The organism is Pseudoalteromonas sp. (assembly GCF_036960685.1).
Lineage (GTDB): Bacteria > Pseudomonadota > Gammaproteobacteria > Enterobacterales > Alteromonadaceae > Pseudoalteromonas.
This window is the reverse complement of the sequence record NZ_JBALXK010000010.1, coordinates 22,620-40,136: the sequence shown is the minus strand read 5'-3', so window position 1 is coordinate 40,136 and position 17,517 is coordinate 22,620. Positions and strand designations below refer to the sequence as shown.

14 protein-coding genes are annotated in these 17,517 nt (G+C 40.8%); 8 read left to right on the top strand and 6 right to left on the bottom strand.

What is annotated here, in order from left to right; genetic code table 11:
- The first annotated feature begins 1 nt into the window (after position 1).
- Both V7783_RS10240 and V7783_RS10235 read left to right on the top strand, forming a co-directional pair.
- Positions 2-3,181, top strand: coding sequence for a pilus assembly protein (locus tag V7783_RS10240; protein ID WP_335678620.1), 3,180 nt, complete (start codon positions 2-4; stop codon positions 3,179-3,181).
- Complete coding sequence (locus V7783_RS10235; protein WP_335678619.1) at positions 3,168-3,593, top strand: type IV pilin protein; 426 nt, start codon at positions 3,168-3,170, stop codon at positions 3,591-3,593. The genes V7783_RS10240 and V7783_RS10235 overlap by 14 nt, the downstream gene beginning before the upstream one ends.
- Positions 3,594-3,615: 22 nt before the next feature.
- Here the strand turns inward: V7783_RS10235 and V7783_RS10230 are convergent, their stop codons facing one another.
- Both V7783_RS10230 and V7783_RS10225 read right to left on the bottom strand, forming a co-directional pair.
- Positions 3,616-4,149 carry a GspH/FimT family pseudopilin gene (locus V7783_RS10230; RefSeq protein WP_182717090.1) on the bottom strand — a complete coding sequence of 178 codons (534 nt, stop codon included), beginning with the start codon at positions 4,147-4,149 and terminating at the stop codon, positions 3,616-3,618.
- Positions 4,150-4,222: 73 nt separating this feature from the next.
- Positions 4,223-4,768, bottom strand: a complete 546-nt coding sequence (locus V7783_RS10225) for a GspH/FimT family pseudopilin (protein WP_335678618.1) — start codon at positions 4,766-4,768, stop codon at positions 4,223-4,225.
- Between the two features lie 192 nt (positions 4,769-4,960).
- Between V7783_RS10225 and glnB the strand changes: the two genes are divergently transcribed.
- Positions 4,961-5,299 carry a nitrogen regulatory protein P-II gene (gene glnB / locus V7783_RS10220; RefSeq protein ID WP_335678617.1) on the top strand — a complete coding sequence of 113 codons (339 nt, stop codon included), beginning with the start codon at positions 4,961-4,963 and terminating at the stop codon, positions 5,297-5,299.
- Positions 5,300-5,376: 77 nt separating this feature from the next.
- Here the strand turns inward: glnB and V7783_RS10215 are convergent, their stop codons facing one another.
- Positions 5,377-6,138: an outer membrane protein assembly factor BamD gene (locus V7783_RS10215; protein WP_335678616.1), complete on the bottom strand. Its 762-nt coding sequence runs from the start codon at positions 6,136-6,138 to the stop codon at positions 5,377-5,379.
- Between the two features lie 141 nt (positions 6,139-6,279).
- On the opposite strand from V7783_RS10215, the gene rluD reads away from it, so the two are divergent.
- The 3 genes from rluD (at position 6,280) to clpB (ending at position 10,669) form a co-directional block, all read left to right on the top strand.
- Complete coding sequence (gene rluD, locus V7783_RS10210; protein WP_064665852.1) at positions 6,280-7,257, top strand: 23S rRNA pseudouridine(1911/1915/1917) synthase RluD; 978 nt, start codon at positions 6,280-6,282, stop codon at positions 7,255-7,257.
- A 12-nt stretch (positions 7,258-7,269) separates the two neighbouring features.
- Positions 7,270-7,995, top strand: coding sequence for a peptidoglycan editing factor PgeF (pgeF, locus tag V7783_RS10205; RefSeq protein ID WP_064665853.1), 726 nt, complete (start codon positions 7,270-7,272; stop codon positions 7,993-7,995).
- Positions 7,996-8,092: 97 nt separating this feature from the next.
- Entirely contained in the window at positions 8,093-10,669 is a 2,577-nt protein-coding gene (clpB, locus tag V7783_RS10200) for an ATP-dependent chaperone ClpB (protein WP_335678615.1), read from the top strand.
- 67 nt (positions 10,670-10,736) lie between these two features.
- On the opposite strand, the gene V7783_RS10195 is transcribed toward clpB, so the two are convergent.
- Positions 10,737-12,284: a methyl-accepting chemotaxis protein gene (locus V7783_RS10195; RefSeq protein ID WP_064665855.1), complete on the bottom strand. Its 1,548-nt coding sequence runs from the start codon at positions 12,282-12,284 to the stop codon at positions 10,737-10,739.
- Positions 12,285-12,751: 467 nt separating this feature from the next.
- On the opposite strand from V7783_RS10195, the gene gshA reads away from it, so the two are divergent.
- Together gshA and V7783_RS10185 are read left to right on the top strand one after the other, a co-directional pair.
- Positions 12,752-14,329 (top strand): glutamate--cysteine ligase, encoded by a 1,578-nt coding sequence (gene gshA, locus V7783_RS10190; protein WP_064665856.1) that lies wholly within the window; start codon positions 12,752-12,754, stop codon positions 14,327-14,329.
- 125 nt (positions 14,330-14,454) lie between these two features.
- Positions 14,455-15,063 carry a transglycosylase SLT domain-containing protein gene (locus tag V7783_RS10185; RefSeq protein WP_192540395.1) on the top strand — a complete coding sequence of 203 codons (609 nt, stop codon included), beginning with the start codon at positions 14,455-14,457 and terminating at the stop codon, positions 15,061-15,063.
- Between the two features lie 289 nt (positions 15,064-15,352).
- On the opposite strand, the gene V7783_RS10180 is transcribed toward V7783_RS10185, so the two are convergent.
- Both V7783_RS10180 and V7783_RS10175 read right to left on the bottom strand, forming a co-directional pair.
- On the bottom strand, positions 15,353-16,621 hold the full coding sequence (locus V7783_RS10180; protein WP_157586670.1) for an HlyC/CorC family transporter: 1,269 nt from the start codon (positions 16,619-16,621) through the stop codon (positions 15,353-15,355).
- A 61-nt stretch (positions 16,622-16,682) separates the two neighbouring features.
- Positions 16,683-17,489, bottom strand: coding sequence for a cytochrome C assembly family protein (locus tag V7783_RS10175; RefSeq protein WP_064665859.1), 807 nt, complete (start codon positions 17,487-17,489; stop codon positions 16,683-16,685).
- Positions 17,490-17,517: the final 28 nt, after the last annotated feature.

The following is a 17,517-nucleotide window of genomic DNA, read 5'->3' as shown; positions in this document are numbered from 1 at the left end:
TATGAAAATTAAATACTTATTGATTAAACTGTTGCTCGTTATTTCTGCATCTGGAAGTAACTATATCCATGCTGAAGATATCGAGCTATATGTAAATCATAATGTTGAAATTGAAGAAAAACCTCGCGTTTTATTCGTTTTTGATACCTCTGGAAGCATGGCGTGGGATGTGACCGATGGTGGGCAGTGTTACCAGGCTGATAACAGAGGCTACGCTTACGAAGCTGACTGTTTTGAAAGTAAACCTAATTATAGTTTAACTAAACAATGCTACCGTTGGAGACCAGGTGTTGGATATGTTGCTAATTGCCAAGATAGCCGTTTAAATGTTGCTAGAAATGCGATTACTCAATTAGTTAGCGACAATGATGATATTGAATTTGGTTTAATGCGTTTTAATGGCAGTGATGGTGGGTATATTTTAGCCAAGGTTGGCTCAACCAAAAAAACTCTGCTTGATGAAATAGCGGCACTACCTGCCAGTGGTTCAACTCCTCTCACTGAAACGCTGTGGGAAGCGTATTTATATATTTCAGGAAAGAATGTTGATTACGCTAGAAATATTAACAGCCGTGATAAAAGCGCTGATAGCAATGGAGTGTATAAATCACTTTTTGCTCCTATAAGCGGAGAGCCATTACGTTGTGATAACAGTGTCAATATTATTTTGATGACTGATGGTGATCCAAGTAATGACACTAACCGCAATACCAGCATTAAAAATTTACACAACGAGTACTTTAAAGACGATCCCCCAGTGGTCAGCAACAGTTACTTAACTGTACTAGCAAAAGTGATTAGCGGTACAAAAGATATTGAAGTTGACTTATACACTAAAACGACCGAAATACGTGAATTTGGCCGAATTTTCCCAATTGGCTTTGGTACAGGAATGAGTGATTCAGGAAAGAACCTATTGGCTCAAGCTGCGACATATGGTGGTGGGCAATATCTGCATGCTGATACTGCTGAGCAGCTCTCGGAAGCATTAAAAAATACCATCACACGTATTAGGGAAGTGAACGATACGTTTACTTCTCCATCAGTTGCCAGTAATAACGTTGATCAAACTCGAAGTCGTGACTCTATTTATTACGCGATGTTTTATCCGGATGGTGGAGCGCGTTGGCGCGGAAATCTAAAAAAGCTTAAAGTTTCTGGCACACAAATTGTGGATTCAGCAGATAAGCAAGCGTTGAATTCAGATGGGCTAATAGATAAAGATGCACGTACATTTTGGTTACCAACAACGGCTAGCCCAGACGGTAACTCGGTAGAAAATGGCGGCGTAAATTTAATGCTCTCAACCACTGCAAACAGTGGTCGAAAGCTACTTACTGATGCAGGAACCGGTGGTCTTGTTGAATTCACTAAAGCAAAGGTGTCAGCAGCTTACGGCAGTGATGCCAATGCGGCAAGTGCATTTGGGGTGAGTCAAAATGAGCTTCAAAGCACCATTGATTGGGCTCGTGGTATTGATGTTGATAATGAAGACAATGACTCTTCATCAAGTGATCAGCGGGTAGATATTTTTGGTGATCCATTGCACTCAAAGCCTGTCACAATCGATTACGGTAACGATGATGTGCGTATTTTAATAGGTACAAATGCTGGCTTCTTACACATGTTTAAAGATGCAGGCAGTACCGTAAGTGAAAGTTGGGCATTTATACCTAGTAGTGTTTATAAAATTATTGACCCAATTCGTAAAAATCAAGCCGATACTAAAAAGTATGGTATTGATGGTCCAATCACAATTTATTTTGATGACGCGAATCGTGATGGTGTTGTCAATGGCAGTGATCGCGTATGGGCATTCTTTGGGATGCGTCGAGGTGGTAATAACTATTATGGCTTAGACATTACTAACCCTAATGCACCGAGCTTAAAGTGGATAATTCAAGGTGGAAGTGGTGATTTTAAGGAATTAGCGCAAACATGGTCGGCACCAACAGTCTCTTTTGTGAAAGCTTTTGGTAATGATCCTGTACTTATATTTGGTGCAGGCTATGACACTAATAAAGATACAGTCATACTTGGTGAAGATAGCAAGGGTCGTGGTATTTATATCGTTAACGCATCGAATGGTAATTTATTGTGGGAATTAACGCCAACAAAAGGTTTTAAAGGTAAAAATAGTATTGCAGCAACTGTCACTACCCTTGATTCTGATTATGATGGCTATGTTGATCGTATTTATGCGGCAGATACAGGTGGCAGTGTTTGGCGTGTCGATATGCCAAGCGATACAAAAAGTGATTGGACTCATTTTGAATTGGCTAAGTTAAGTGGTTTAACTAACGCGTTAGATAGACGCTTCTTCTATAAACCAATGGTTGCTCGTACTATGTATAGTAAAGTGACGAATACACGGGTTAATGGGACAAATATTGTTACACGAAAAGATACCCCTTTTGATGCAGTGTTACTTGGTAGCGGAAACCGTTCAAACCCAGTAGGCACAACAACACTTGATCAATTGTATATGGTGCGAGATACAAATACCTTAACTAAGTCATTTAAAGGCACTGATATACCTGCAACTATTACAGTGGATGATTTAATGAATGTAAATGAGGATCCTTTTGGTAATGCGCTGGATGATATTGATGAGTTTACTAAAAAAGAAATTGAATTAAGCCGTGAGAGTGGTTGGTATTACGACTTACCAGCCAACGGTGAAAAATCGCTTGCAGCGGCCACTGTTGTTGGAGGCGTCGCTTATTTCACAAGCTATACACCAGCATCAGCTACTGAAACTGTAAATCAGTGCTCACTAACTGGTGGGTCAGGCTCTTTATATGCGTTCCATTTACACTATGGCACAAAAGTATACGATCAACTAAGTTTTGTGACCAGCAATGATGTACCAGATACGCCGCAACTTTATTTTGGTAGTGCTGATAGTTGTGTTGATAGTAATAGCAATGGTACTTGCGATGATGGTAGCGATGTAGAGACTATCAGTCAGTTTTTAATGATAGGGCCAGGGATAAAAGCCACAGATAGTAATGATCTTAGTGCACAGAACCCATTCATCCCAAAAGAGATTCTTGGGCCTGGTATTTCATTTGATAAAGATGGCAATATCAAGTTAGTTAATGATGCTGTGCCAATTGGTTTTGGTTTTAAAACACAACAAACCTTTATTTATAAGCGAGAAGTAAATGACAACAATTAAACAACTAAAACAACTAGGATTTACGTTAATTGAGCTGATGATCACCGTCGCAATATTAGGAATTATTGCGTCAATTGCGTTACCAAGCTACTTTGAGCATGTTAAACGTACTGCGCGTACAGAAGCGATAACATCGCTTCTTGATGCCGCGAATAGACAAGAACAGTTTTTTGTAGATAATCGTCAATATACGACTAATTTAGATAACATCGGCGTTGTAACACCAACAGAGCACGGTTTTTACACAATTAAGGCTGACGTTGATAATGATGCAGGAACGTTTAGTTTCACTGCAACACCAGTTGCGGGGCCGCCACTGCAGGATGAAGATTGTAAGACGTTTACAATCGATGATGCAGGGTTAAAAACTGCAACGCCGAAAGCGAATTCTGCAATGTGCTGGGGGAAATAATCCTAAGTTAAATATAAAATAGCTACTCCTGGCACTTAGAAGTACTTTTAACTTTTGTTCTTCCTGTGTAACTAATTGATATTGCCAGCCCTGCAAAGCTTGCTTCTTTATAGGCAGGGCAGTAAGTAAAGGTACCGTTATGAAGCCCCATTGGGGTTCCATCATAACGAAAAGTGATAAAAGGTCGTGGGTAGGTCAACATGTCTTGTGGGTGCGTAGGCTCGATATAAAATAAAGTTTGATCGTTACCATCAAATACACCTAACTCATTTGTATCAGTAAATACGGTTAGTTGCTTGTGCCAATTATCGTTATAACATTGATTGTTTTTCAGCGCACAAAGCGTCACATTGGCACTATAAGATATTGCATTTAAACGGGACAAGTTAATAGCTCGGTTTACTTTAGCGATGTGATTATCTAAGCGGTTGTTTATTAGTAAAGGCTGATAATTAAATAAAATAAAATGACACATCACAGACATAATGCTCAATGCCACCATAGTTTCAACTAACGTTGTTCCCTTTAAGATAACTGCGCTTTGTATGCTGTTCATCCATGAAGCACTCAGTAATAGCTAATTACTTAAGATTAGTTGACCCTAAATTAGATGCAAGGTTGATTGGCATTTAATCGCAAGTGTTTTTAGTATCTCCATAGTATAAAGCTGTGCCAGAGACACTTACTTCCATTGCTTTATTGTTTTTATTATCTTTATTAGGGCAGTAGGTAAAAATGCCGGGGTTTGTGGTGACACGGCCGCTGGCATCAAATATTAATGAATTATCACCGGTAAACGTAAATTGACTATTATCGGGTATTTCAGACATCACCCTGAGTATTTTGTCCCCTATACGCGGGTTATGAATGCCATTACCATTATTATCATAAAAGACGATGATAGAGCCTTCACTCCAATCATTTAAACATGTCACTCTTTGGTCATTTTCAACTCTAGAAGTTTCGCCACTACATACCACGATGAGTGAATCTGTGCTGGTTGCTTTTGCACGGGCAAAGTTGATGTTTCGCTTTAACTCAAGTAAATAGTTTTCAGCGCGGTTATTCTCTAGCATATCACTGCTATCCCATAAAGCTATCGTAGCCACAATACCGACTATTGCAATGGTGACCATTAGCTCTAATAGCGTAAAACCACGTTGTATTTTTTTCATATCTACCTCTAAATACTCAGGGACTCACTCAAACGTGATGCTAACGACTTATATTTTAACTATAGTTGCTAGGTTTTTAATAATCATACCATTGTTGTTGATTAAATCACCGTAATTCAATTGCTTTGTTTGCTATGAACTGCAGGATTGTCTAAAATCGACTCAAACAGAATTTAAAAGTAGCAACAATTAATGAAAAAAATAGAAGCAATAATTAAACCATTTAAACTTGATGATGTTCGTGAAGCGTTATCAGAAGTTGGTATCACTGGGATGACCGTCAGTGAAGTGAAAGGGTTTGGCCGTCAAAAAGGCCATACAGAGTTATACCGTGGTGCTGAATACATGGTTGATTTTTTACCAAAAGTGAAACTAGATATCGTTCTTAGCGACGAAGATGTTGATCGTGCTATTGAAGTGATTGTTAAAACAGCACAAACTGGCAAAATTGGCGATGGTAAGATTTTTGTCACTGACGTTGAGCGCGTTGTGCGTATTCGTACTGCGGAAGAGGACGAAGAAGCAATTTAATTTTTATCTGAAATTAAAAAGTCAGGTATATAAAAAAGGCGCTACTTATAAGCAGCGCCTTTTTTTATATTTGAAATTTACTTCTGTTTATTTAGCTCACGCGTCATTTTAGCGTGTTCACTCAATTCAGGTAGCCCAAGCTTAGTATAGCTTTTTTCCATCATTTCGAGTGCTGCATCTAAATAACTACTTTGCGAATAATGTTCAACAACGTACTTACCGCGATTTGCTGCAGCTAAATAAGCTTCACGCTCATAGTAATAATCAGCTACTTTTAATTCGTAACGAGCCATTTTATTGAGCAACCAAACTAAGCGTCTTTTTGCTTCAGGGGCATAGCCACTGTCAGGAAAGCGATTTACTAAGGTTGATAAATCAGTAAAGGCAACACGCGTACGATTTGCATCGCGGTCGGCGCGGTCAACACCAAAATATTCCTGAAATGCATTTTCATCGGCTTTAATATTTACTAAACCACGCATGTAGTACATATAGTCTAAATCTTTGTGATTTGGATTTAAGCGTATAAAACGATCAATAGTTGCTAATGCTTGCTCAGTATTACCTGCTTGGTAATGTGCGTAAACCAAGTCCATTTGTACTTGTTTTGACATAGGGCCAAATGGGTAGCGTGAATCTATTGCACTTAAAAGCTCAATTGCTCGCGCATATAAGCCTGAATCAAGCGTTTGTTTAGCATCGTCATACAATGCTTGCGCAGATTTATTAGGAACGCGTTGGATATCTTCTTCATCTGGCGCTGACGAACATGCACCTAAACCAAGTAATGAAACTGTAAAAACAATGGCAAATGCACGTTTCCCTATTCTATTTATCATTTTATTTGTTACCTTCGATGTCTTCGGCTAGGCCAAGTGGGTAAAACCGAGTAAACTATGCTTATTATATAATGCTTTTATTAAAAGCGATTCTAACCCAGTCGAGCACAGCTTGCACTGGTAAATTGGGTAAAGTTACTAATGACAGAGCAAATTTCTCTTCAAGCCGATGTGCCAACTGAGTTAGGCGGTAAACGTCTAGACCAAGTATTAGCACAATTGTTCCCGGATTATTCGCGTTCACGTATAAAAACGTGGATTTTGGATGATAAAATCACCGTAGATGGTGAAATTTTCAACACGCCAAGAGAAAAACTCTTTGGTGGTGAAGTTGTAAATGTTGAAACAAGTATTGAAGCACCACGTGAATACCTAGCACAAGATATCAAATTAAACATCGTTTATGAAGATGATGATATTTTGGTTATTAACAAACCTATGGGGTTAGTTGTACACCCAGGTGCAGGTAATCCTGATGGCACAGTGCTCAATGCATTGTTGCATCATTATCCAGATATCATTAATGTACCGCGCGCAGGGATTGTGCATCGTCTAGATAAAGATACTACCGGTTTGATGGTGGTAGCTAAAACAATTCAGGCGCAAACACATTTAGTTAAAGCATTACAAAAGCGTGAAAACTTCACGCGTGAATATGAAGCAATTTGTAATGGCACAATGACAGCGGGTGGCATGGTTGAAAAACCAATTGGCCGCCATCCTACGCAGCGAACACACATGGCTGTGCATGAGCAGGGTAAACCCGCGATTACGCATTACCGTGTCGCTGAAAAATTCCGTGCGCATACGCGATTACGTCTTCGTTTAGAAACTGGCCGAACTCACCAAATTCGTGTGCATATGGCATTTATCAATCACCCATTGATTGGTGATAAAGCCTATGGCGGTCGTCCACGTCCACCAAAAGGTGCAACACCTGAATTGTTCCAAATGTTACGTGAATTTAATCGTCAAGCATTGCACGCAGTAAAGCTAAGTATAGCTCACCCAATTACGGGTGAAATGATGACATGGCAAGCGCCAATTCCAGATGATATGGTTGCCATGACGCATGTACTGCGTGAAGATACTAAAGCTAACCCAAATATCGATTTTTAAGCTGCTTTAATAATGCTTTATCCTAATTGGACAGCGCCACCCAATGTTGGGGCTCTCAGTACAACTCGTCAGGGCGGTGTATCTGATGCGCCTTTTGCGAGTTTAAACTTAGGCCTACATGTGGGCGATGATCAGCACGCGGTATTAACGAATCGCGCGCTTTTAGCTGCTCAGCTTCCTCAAGCACCTGTGTGGCTTAATCAAGTCCATAGTAGTGAAGTTGTTGTTGTGGATGAGTATTTTGACCCACATGCTAATTATGATGCGGATGCACTATATACCCGATTAAAAAATCAACCGCTGGCAATTATGACAGCAGATTGCCTGCCGATTTTGCTTACCAGTGAAAGTGGTGAAGAGGTGGCTGCTATTCATGGTGGCTGGCGCGGTTTGCATGCGGGTATTATCGCCAATACTTTGCGTCACTTTAGCTGCCCTCCAGCACAGATCAGAGCGTGGTTAGGTCCTGCCATAGGTGCTGCAAAGTTTGAGGTCGGCAGTGAAGTAAAAGCACTTTTCTGTGAGCAATCAGCAACTCATCACACTGCATTTGTGGCACAAGCGGATGGTAAATATTTAGCAGATATTTATCTGCTTGCAACCACAGAGCTTATTAACCTAGGAATAAGAAATATTAGTGGTGGTGAGTACTGTACAGTTAGCAATAGTGAACAATTCTTTTCATATCGTCGCGATGGTCAAACAGGGCGTATGGCTTCTTTGATCTGGCGCAAGTAATAGTCTATTCAGTGAGTATATTTTCTCCTAAGCCTTGATCAAAGTGCCGAGCATACCCATTAATTAAGTAATTAGTTTTTTTAATAGGTAACCCCTTATGCGTTTAGATCGATTTACCAGTAAATTTCAATCTGCGCTCTCTGATGCACAGTCATTAGCGCTTGGTCGTGATCATCAATTTATTGAACCGGTACATTTAATGTATTCACTCTTGCAACAAAGTGGCTCAAGTGTGCGTGCGTTATTGGCTCAAGCCAGTGTAAGTGCCGATGAACTCAATACCAAGTTATCGCAAGAGATAGAAAAGCTATTTAAAGTGGAAGGTGTTGGTGGCGACGTGCAGTTGTCAAACAATATGGTTTCACTGATCAACTTATGCGATAAATACGCACAAAAACGTAAAGATAAATATATCTCCAGCGAACTGTTTGTATTAGCTGCCTGTGAAGATAAAGGCCCGCTAGGTGATATTTTTCGCGCGCTAAATATGACCAGCACAAAAATAGAAGCCGCTATCAAAGCCATTCGTGGTGGTCAAAAGGTGGATGACCCAAATGCGGAGGATACTCGTCAAGCACTAAAAAAATTCACCATCGATTTAACGGAACGTGCAGAGCAAGGCAAACTTGATCCAGTTATCGGTCGTGATGACGAAATTCGCCGTACAATTCAAGTTCTGCAGCGACGCACCAAAAATAACCCAGTATTAATTGGCGAACCTGGTGTGGGTAAAACCGCGATTGCAGAAGGGCTCGCGCAGCGAATTATTAATGGTGAAGTGCCTGAAGGCTTGAAAAACAAACGTGTGTTATCGCTTGATTTAGGTGCCTTGGTAGCCGGTGCTAAATACCGTGGTGAGTTTGAAGAGCGGTTAAAATCGGTGCTCAATGAGCTGGCCAAAGAAGAAGGCCAAGTGATTTTATTTATTGATGAAATTCATACTATGGTTGGCGCTGGTAAGAGCGATGGTGCGATGGATGCGGGCAATATGCTCAAACCCGCATTAGCACGTGGTGAGCTGCATTGTGTCGGCGCAACTACCTTAGATGAGTACCGTAAATACATCGAAAAAGATGCCGCTCTAGAGCGTCGTTTCCAAAAGGTGCTGGTGGAAGAGCCGTCGGTTGAAGACACCATTGCTATTTTACGTGGCTTAAAAGAGCGTTATGAGCTACATCACAGTGTTGAAATTACCGATCCGGCAATTGTAGCAGCTGCGCACTTGTCACACCGTTATATTAGCGACCGGCAGCTGCCAGATAAAGCAATTGATCTAATTGATGAAGCGGGCTCGTCTATTCGCCTGCAAATTGATTCAAAGCCAGAGTCGCTAGATAAATTAGAGCGCCGTATTATTCAGCTAAAACTTGAAGATAATGCGCTAGCTAAAGAAAAAGATGACGCTAGTCAAAAGCGCCGCAGCGAAATGCAAGAGCTGATCACTGAACTTGAAGCACAATATCGTGAGCTTGATGAAGTATGGACTGCTGAAAAAGCATCTTTACAAGGCACGCAAGTGATCAAAGCGGAGCTTGAGCAAGCGCGCTTAGATTTAGATGTTGCCCGTCGTGCCACTGACTTACAGCGGATGTCAGAATTGCAATATGGTCGTATTCCTGATTTGGAGCGTAAACTTGATTTGGCCTCACAAGCCGAAATGCAAGAAATGAGTTTATTGAAAAACCAAGTCGGTGAAGACGAAATCGCCGAGATACTTTCTCGTTGGACCGGTATTCCGGTGTCGAAAATGCTGCAAGGTGAGCGAGAAAAACTGCTGCAAATGGAAGAACAACTACATCATAAAGTCATTGGTCAAGACGAAGCTGTAGTGGCAGTGGCCAATGCGATCCGTCGCTCGCGCGCAGGACTTGCAGATCCTAACCGTCCAATTGGCTCGTTTTTATTCTTAGGCCCAACTGGGGTGGGTAAAACTGAGCTGACGAAAGCGCTCGCGGGCTATATGTTTGACACTGAAAGCGCGATGGTGCGCATTGATATGTCTGAGTTTATGGAGAAACACTCAGTTGCGCGCTTAGTCGGCGCACCGCCGGGCTATGTTGGCTACGAAGAAGGTGGCTATTTAACCGAAGCCGTACGTCGTCGTCCTTATTCAGTCATTTTACTTGATGAAATTGAAAAAGCGCACCCTGATGTGTTTAATATTCTACTGCAAGTATTGGATGATGGCCGCTTAACCGATGGCCAAGGTCGCACCGTTGATTTTAAAAATACGGTGATCATTATGACCTCAAATTTAGGCTCGGATATTATTCAAGAGCAAACAGGTAATAACGATTACGCAGCGTTGAAAGAAAAAGTGATGGGCGTTTTGGTTAATGAGTTTAGACCTGAATTTATTAACCGTATTGATGAAACCGTAGTATTCCACCCACTTGCTAATGAACATATCAAAGAGATTGCAGATATTCAGTTAAGCAAGTTACGTGAGCGTTTAACAGCAATGGGTTACTTGTTACAAATAAGTGATGCAGCTCTTGATCGAATTGCAGCCAGTGGTTTTGACCCGGTTTATGGTGCACGACCACTCAAACGGGCTATTCAACATACCATTGAAAACCCATTATCGCAGAAGTTACTCGCTGGTGAATATCAAAGTGGTGACATGATAGTCATCGATGCTGATGAAAGTGGCTTAATATTTAGCTGTCGCTAATCAATTTATGCCTATAAAAAAACCGCTAGTGTTCATAACTTAGCGGTTTTTTTATGGGCTAAAGTCGTTACACTTTAAAAGTAAGCAGGATATCGTTTACTTTTCGAGAGCCTTCAACTAGTTGTGCAGCGCCACTAGCGACATTAAAACTCAATGTTAAGTTTTCATCACTGTAACTTTTTATTTGCGTAATGTTATCGCTAATATCAAGGCTGACCGCTTGCTGCTGCTCTGCAGCCGAAGATATTTGTGTGGCAAGTTGCGATATTTCACTGATTTGCGCGAAAATACTATCCAGTTCAGTTTGCGTATGACCTGTGGTATTTACACACTCGTCGGCTTGCGCTTTAGTGTTTTTCATCACCGTAGACCAGCTAAACAGGGTATCTTGAATTTCTTTAATAGAACTATGGATTTGTGCAGTAGCACGCTGTGTCCGAGATGATAATGCACGTACTTCATCAGCAACCACGGCAAAACCACGACCGTGTTCTCCTGCTCGCGCGGCTTCAATCGCGGCATTTAAAGCCAGCAAATTGGTTTGTTCAGCTATACCTTCAATTTCAGTCATTACTTGGCCAATTTTATCAGCCTCGGTGGCAAGTGAGTTAGCTGTACTTGCAGCTTGCTCAACTTGCAGCGCAAGATCAGAGACCATCGCGCTATTATCAGCAATGTGAAGTTTTATATCGGTACAACTTTGATAAGTAAGGTTCACTTTCCCAGCGGTATCGTGAGTATTGCCCGATATCTCACCGATAGTTGCGCTCATTTGTGACATGGCAGTGGCTATTTGGCTAAGACGCTGTCCTTGTGATGCAATCCCTTGTTCGGTTAGGGTGGATTGTTCATCTAAATCAGCCGCTATACCCGTAAAAGTGCTCGTGGTGTCTTTTACTCGCCCCAATACTGTCCGTAATTTAGCGTTCAGCATCTGTATATTATATTCACTGATGCTAAACGGATGATGGCCAACATAGACATAGCGAGACACTGAATCATGGAGTAACTTTTGCTGTTTTAAGGCACTTGGCGTTACGATTAATTCGTCGTAATTTAAGGCAACAACAGCTAAGCAAAATAACGCCGCGATCAGTGCAGCAGTAACAGATACAAACGCGGCCAACAGTCCTAAACCAAGTAGAGCTATCAGTAGTGCCAGAGTTTGGCGTATCGTCACCCATTCACGCCAAGATGACAGGGATTTTCCTGCATTTATTTTAGCGTATAGCTGTTGTGCTTGGCGTTTTTGTTGTTCGCTGGGTTTTGTCCGTACGGACTGATAGCCAACCAGTTGACCATGTTCAAAAATAGGCGTAACAAATGCATCAACCCAATAGTAACGGCCATCTTTACAACGGTTTTTAACCATGCCGCGCCACGAGTGCCCTTGTTTAAGTTTTTCCCACAATTCTTTAAATGCCGCTTTAGGCATATCAGGGTGACGGACAATATTATGATTTTTGCCAACCAGCTCTTCTAAACTGTAGCCTGCGATGGTACAAAATTCCTTATTTGCATAAGTGATAACACCGCGTAAGTCCGTGGTAGAGACAAGTTCTTGTTGCTGTGAAAAAGTAACTTCTTCGTTTAGTAGTTGCTGACCCCGACGCATAGGTAGTCCTTAAACATGCTTTATTATTAGTGATAATTATAAAGTTCATACCAATGTAAAGATAGCAGCTTCAGTGCTATCGGCTATAAAACGATTGTTAATTTACTTTTTTATGATCTAAAACAAAGAAATATAAAAATGCTAATGAACAATCTTTTAATAACTGAATATATAAATTGCTATCATCGGTCTAGTGCTATGAATTGATTATTGTTGGCTGCAGGCGAATCCTATTAAATTGCATCACTGTAGTGCAATTAAAGCAATTGTATATTAGCGCTCACAATGGCAAGATTAGTAAACATATGGGTATGGACTAAGCTGCCCGCAGCGAGTGTGCTTAATAAATACACGGTGACCTTCATGGTAAATAGTGGAAATTTCAGTTATGCCATTATTAAACCTTGAGTATTATCAATTTGCCCCCATTGACTTAGGATTAAGCCACGTGGCTCGAGGAAGCATTTTTGACAACACATGATTTAACTAAAGCGTTAACAGCGCTCGCCCCAGAACAGCATAAATTCGCAATTAAAGGCATTCAACGTGGTATTGAAAGGGAAGCGTTAAGGATCCAACCCAATGGTACGATTTCACAACAGCCGCATCCAAAAGGGGTTGGTTGTGCATTAACGAATGGGCATATCACCACTGATTTTTCAGAGTCATTATTAGAGTTTATTACGCCTGTTAGCGGCTCAGCTGAAGAAACGTTAAATCAGCTACATGATTTGCAAAAGTTCACCCTTTCGCAAATGGGTGATGAATTATTATGGCCTATTAGTATGCCGTGTTTTATCGAGCATCAAGATGACATCGCATTAGCTCAGTTTGGCGACTCTAATATTGGTCGTATGAAAACACTGTACCGTGAAGGCCTTAAAAACCGTTATGGTAGTATGATGCAAGCAATCGCTGGCGTGCATTTTAATATTTCATTTCCAACTACTTTTTGGCAAAGCCTACAAACGATTAAAGGCGATACAGGGCCATTACAAGATTTTATTTCGTCAGGCTATTTAGGTTTGATCCGTAACTTTAAGCGTGAACTGTGGCTGATCAGCTATTTATTTGGCGCTTCACCGGCATTATGTAATTCTTTTTTACAAGGCCGCAGTACCGACCTTCCTTTTAAGAAACTTGGTAAAGGCACACTGTATCTTGAAACTGGCACCGCGTTACGCTTAGGTAATTTAGGCTACACTAATAGCGCCCAGTCTTCATTAAAAGTAATGTATAACTCATTAGAAGAGTACATTGCGGGGCTAAAAGCGGCAATCAATTCACCGTCTGATATTTATGGTCAGCTTGCGGATTATAGAGATGCCCAGCCAAAGCAACTGAATAAGAATGTGTTACAGATTGAAAATGAATTTTACTCGCCAATTCGCCCGAAACGTAATGCGAACAGTGGCGAAACGCCAACAGATGCATTACTACGTGGGGGCATTGAGTACATCGAAATTCGTGCTTTGGATGTAAACCCATTTACAGCGACAGGAATCGATATTGAGCAAATTCACTTTTTAGATGTGTTTTTAACTTATTGCTTATTAAAAGACTCACCAACGATGGATTGGGATTCGCAACAACGCAGCACTGAGAATTTAGATACCGTAGTCAGTGATGGCCGTGCCGTGCAGGTGATGTTAAATCGTTCTGGAGAAGCATGTAGCTTAGCTACGTGGGGCTCAGATATTTTTAGCCAGTTAAACCATGTTGCAGCATATATGGATGAAGCGTATGGGGTGAGTTACTACAGTGAAACCATCACGCGATTAAGCCAATGGGTTGCAGATCCTGAGTTAACGTATTCTGGGCGGTATGTTAAGCAACTTAAAGAGTCGGGTCTTGATAATGGTCATTTTGCATTAGCACTTGCAAGAAACTATCAGCAAAGTCACGTGGATACACCTTATCATGTGTACTCAGATAGTTACTTAAAGCAGCAGGCCGAGCAATCCTTTGTTGCTGAGCAAACCTTGAAAGCAGCTGATAATGTGACATTTAATGCGTTTTTAGATGCGTATTTTAACGCAAACTAAACAGGCAAAAAAAACGCAGCCCAAGTTGGCTGCGTAAAGATTCTTCAGGGATAAACAATGCTAAACTGCGCATTCATAAAGTAGGACTTACGCTTTTATAAAAAGTTCAGCGAGAATCAAAAAAAATGAAAAAAAATTTAATTATTTTATCGCTGGGGGCTGCGTTAACAGGCTGCGCAACTGCTCCTCCAAAGCAACCTAATGATATATGTAAGATTTTTGAAGAAAAAAATGATTGGTATTATGACGCAAGAGATGCTCAAGAAAAGTGGGGATCGCCTAAACATGTACTAATGAGCATGATGTACCAAGAAAGTTCTTTTAGACATGATGCTGCGCCACCTATGGAATATTTTTTATGGATCATTCCCACTGGCAGAGCAAGTTCAGCCTATGGTTACTCACAAGCGAAAACTCCCACTTGGGCTGATTACATTCGTGAGACGGGTAACAGCGGTGCAGATCGAGATGATTTTGATGATGCGATCGACTTTATGGGGTGGTTTGTCTATAAAACCCATAAAGTAAATGGTGTGTCGAAGTGGGATGCTTATGCGCAATACCTTAATTATCATGAGGGTTGGGGCGGCTACAAACGTGGCACCTATAAAAAGAAACAATGGCTAATGGCGGTGGCAAATAAAGTTAAATACCGCGCCAGTCGCTATGGTGCACAACTTAAAAAGTGCGAAGCAGATCTAGATAAAAGTTGGCTAGAAAGGTTATTTAGTTAACCTGAACTTTGATTATTTGAACAGCCCGCATTGCGGGCTTTTTAGTATTCGGTTTATTTTCCAGGAAATTGATGTATATGCATATCGCGTTGTGGAAATGGGGTGGTGATATTTTCTTTTATAGGGGCGACTGAGTTCAGTAATAAAACTTTTCTTATAAACTATAAAGTTAGTAGGGTATATAATAACTTAATATTTAAGATTAAATGAGTAATAGCAGCAGACAATTGCAGAAAGTAAATGATGAGGGGTAGTAGTAGAGTAGTGAAGTACTACTCTACTTAAAGATTTATATTCTACGTTTATTGGCTTGGATACGAACTAGTTTGATCATGTTTTCTTTCACTTCAACTACTTCTATAGGGTAACCTGCAATACGTAAACTTAAATTCGCATCTGGAATATCTTCTAAGTATTCGACAATCAAACCGCTTAATGTTTTTGGCCCATCAAGTGGGAATTCCCAATCCATTTCTTTATTCAGATCACGTACGTTCGCGCCGCCATCAACTAAAAATGAACCATCATCTTGTGGAACGACTTCTTCGCTTGGCGTACGAGTTTGTGTGGTAGTAAAGTCACCGACCACTTCCTCTAGGATATCTTCTAAGGTTACAAGCCCTTGAATATCACCATATTCATCAACTACTAGACCAATACGTTCTTTCGATTGTTGAAATTTAAATAGCTGGGTATTTAATGACGTGCCTTCAGGGATAAAATAAATCTCACGCACTGCGCGAAGTAGTGATGGCTTATCAAACTGCTCTTTCGTTAATAACCGCAGCGCATCACGCGAATGAATAAAACCAACCGCATCATCAATTTGATCACGGTAAAGTAATACACGTGTATGTTGTGCGTGAGTTAACTGCTTACTGATCAGCTTCCAGTCATCGTTAATATCAATCGCCACTATTTCATTACGTGGGATCATAATATCTTCGACGGTGACTTGTTCTAAATCTAAAATAGAGGTCAACATACTTTGGTGGCGAGCGGGGATCAGTGCACCAGATTCATTCAGCACGGTTTTTAATTCTTCTTTACTCATGCTGTGCTCTTCAATTTGTGCAGCACTAATACCAAATAACCGTAATATCCCGTTGGTCATCCAGTTTACAATGACGACAAATGGAAACAGAATTTTGAGTAATCCTTTAAGTACTATCGAACTTGGAAAGGCAACTCGCTCAGGGTAAAGGGCGGCTAACGTTTTTGGCGTTACTTCAGCAAAAATTAATACTACTAGGGTCAATGCACCGGTAGCAATAGCGATACCTAAATCACCGTATAAGCGAATACCTATGATGGTTGCAACCTGTGCGGCAGCAATGTTTACCAAGTTATTACCGATTAGGATAAGGCCTATCAGTCTATCAGGGCGGCTCAACAGTTTGTTGACACGCTTTGCTGCGCGATGGTTTTCTTTAGCAAGGTGACGTAAGCGGATTCTGTTAATTGACATAATGCCTGTTTCAGAACCAGAAAAATATGCAGAACAAAGTATAAGTATTCCAAGTATTATAAACAAAACACTTGTAGAGATGCTGTCCAAAGAAGGATCCTTTTTTATTTAACCAATGTGTATTAAGCGGGAGTGAGCTGCCTGAGTCAAGTTAAAACTTATTCAGGATCACCTCTTGCACAAAACGGCTACCAAAATAAGCCAACGTTAAAACAAAAGCAGCAGCCATGATAGCCAGTACAACGGGTTTACCACGCCAGCCTTGCGTTAAGTGACCTACAGTTACAGTTGCGAACATGGCCCAAGCAATCAGTGATAAAACGGTTTTATGAATAAACTCTGTTGCAAACATGCCATCTAGGAACACAAACCCAGATAACAGCGCCATCGTCAATAACACGGTGCCTAACGTTAATAAGTGATAAAGCTGACGCTCAACTACCATTAAAGGTGGCAGGTGGCTGTGTACTATGGCTAAATCTTTGCGCTTTAAACGTTTGTCGATAAAGTAAAATTGCACGCCATATAAAGTAGCAATAATTAATACGCAGTAGGCAAGTAATGAAAGTGAAATATGAGTGACTAAGCCGATTTCGACATTAATACTTTGCAATAAAATATGATGTGGAATAAATAAGCTGGCTATAGTAAGTAAGGCTGCAAAGCCATACACCACAGGCAGGAGTAAGGTTGCAGGAAACTTTAATGACACAGTAGTGACCGACACTACAATTACCCAGCAGGTTAGTAGTGCCACATTAACAATACTTAAATCTTGGCCATCGGTGCGAAATACTGAATTCACCAATAATAACATGTGCGCTAAGATCGCCACTGTACTGAGAATAATCGTCAGCTTTTGGCTCGGCCCTTGTTGGTGAAATAACCGAGACAACACGTGAGACGTTGCTAAGATATAAAATAAACTGGCAATAATAGTTAAACTAATAATCAGCATAGTGCTTGGGCCACTCAATTTGAGTCAA

Excerpts from the sequence above, each read along its gene's own strand:
- V7783_RS10175 (WP_064665859.1), bottom strand. The coding sequence starts at position 17,489 with ATGCTGATTATTAGTTTAACTATTATTGCCAGTTTATTTTATATCTTA.
- V7783_RS10235 (WP_335678619.1), top strand. The coding sequence starts at position 3,168 with ATGACAACAATTAAACAACTAAAACAACTAGGATTTACGTTAATTGAG.
- V7783_RS10185 (WP_192540395.1), top strand. The coding sequence starts at position 14,455 with ATGAAAAAAAATTTAATTATTTTATCGCTGGGGGCTGCGTTAACAGGC.
- V7783_RS10215 (WP_335678616.1), bottom strand. The coding sequence starts at position 6,138 with ATGATAAATAGAATAGGGAAACGTGCATTTGCCATTGTTTTTACAGTT.
- V7783_RS10225 (WP_335678618.1), bottom strand. The coding sequence starts at position 4,768 with ATGAAAAAAATACAACGTGGTTTTACGCTATTAGAGCTAATGGTCACC.
- V7783_RS10230 (WP_182717090.1), bottom strand. The coding sequence starts at position 4,149 with ATGAACAGCATACAAAGCGCAGTTATCTTAAAGGGAACAACGTTAGTT.
- V7783_RS10240 (WP_335678620.1), top strand. The coding sequence starts at position 2 with ATGAAAATTAAATACTTATTGATTAAACTGTTGCTCGTTATTTCTGCA.
- rluD (WP_064665852.1), top strand. The coding sequence starts at position 6,280 with ATGACAGAGCAAATTTCTCTTCAAGCCGATGTGCCAACTGAGTTAGGC.
- V7783_RS10195 (WP_064665855.1), bottom strand. The coding sequence starts at position 12,284 with ATGCGTCGGGGTCAGCAACTACTAAACGAAGAAGTTACTTTTTCACAG.
- clpB (WP_335678615.1), top strand. The coding sequence starts at position 8,093 with ATGCGTTTAGATCGATTTACCAGTAAATTTCAATCTGCGCTCTCTGAT.
- pgeF (WP_064665853.1), top strand. The coding sequence starts at position 7,270 with ATGCTTTATCCTAATTGGACAGCGCCACCCAATGTTGGGGCTCTCAGT.
- glnB (WP_335678617.1), top strand. The coding sequence starts at position 4,961 with ATGAAAAAAATAGAAGCAATAATTAAACCATTTAAACTTGATGATGTT.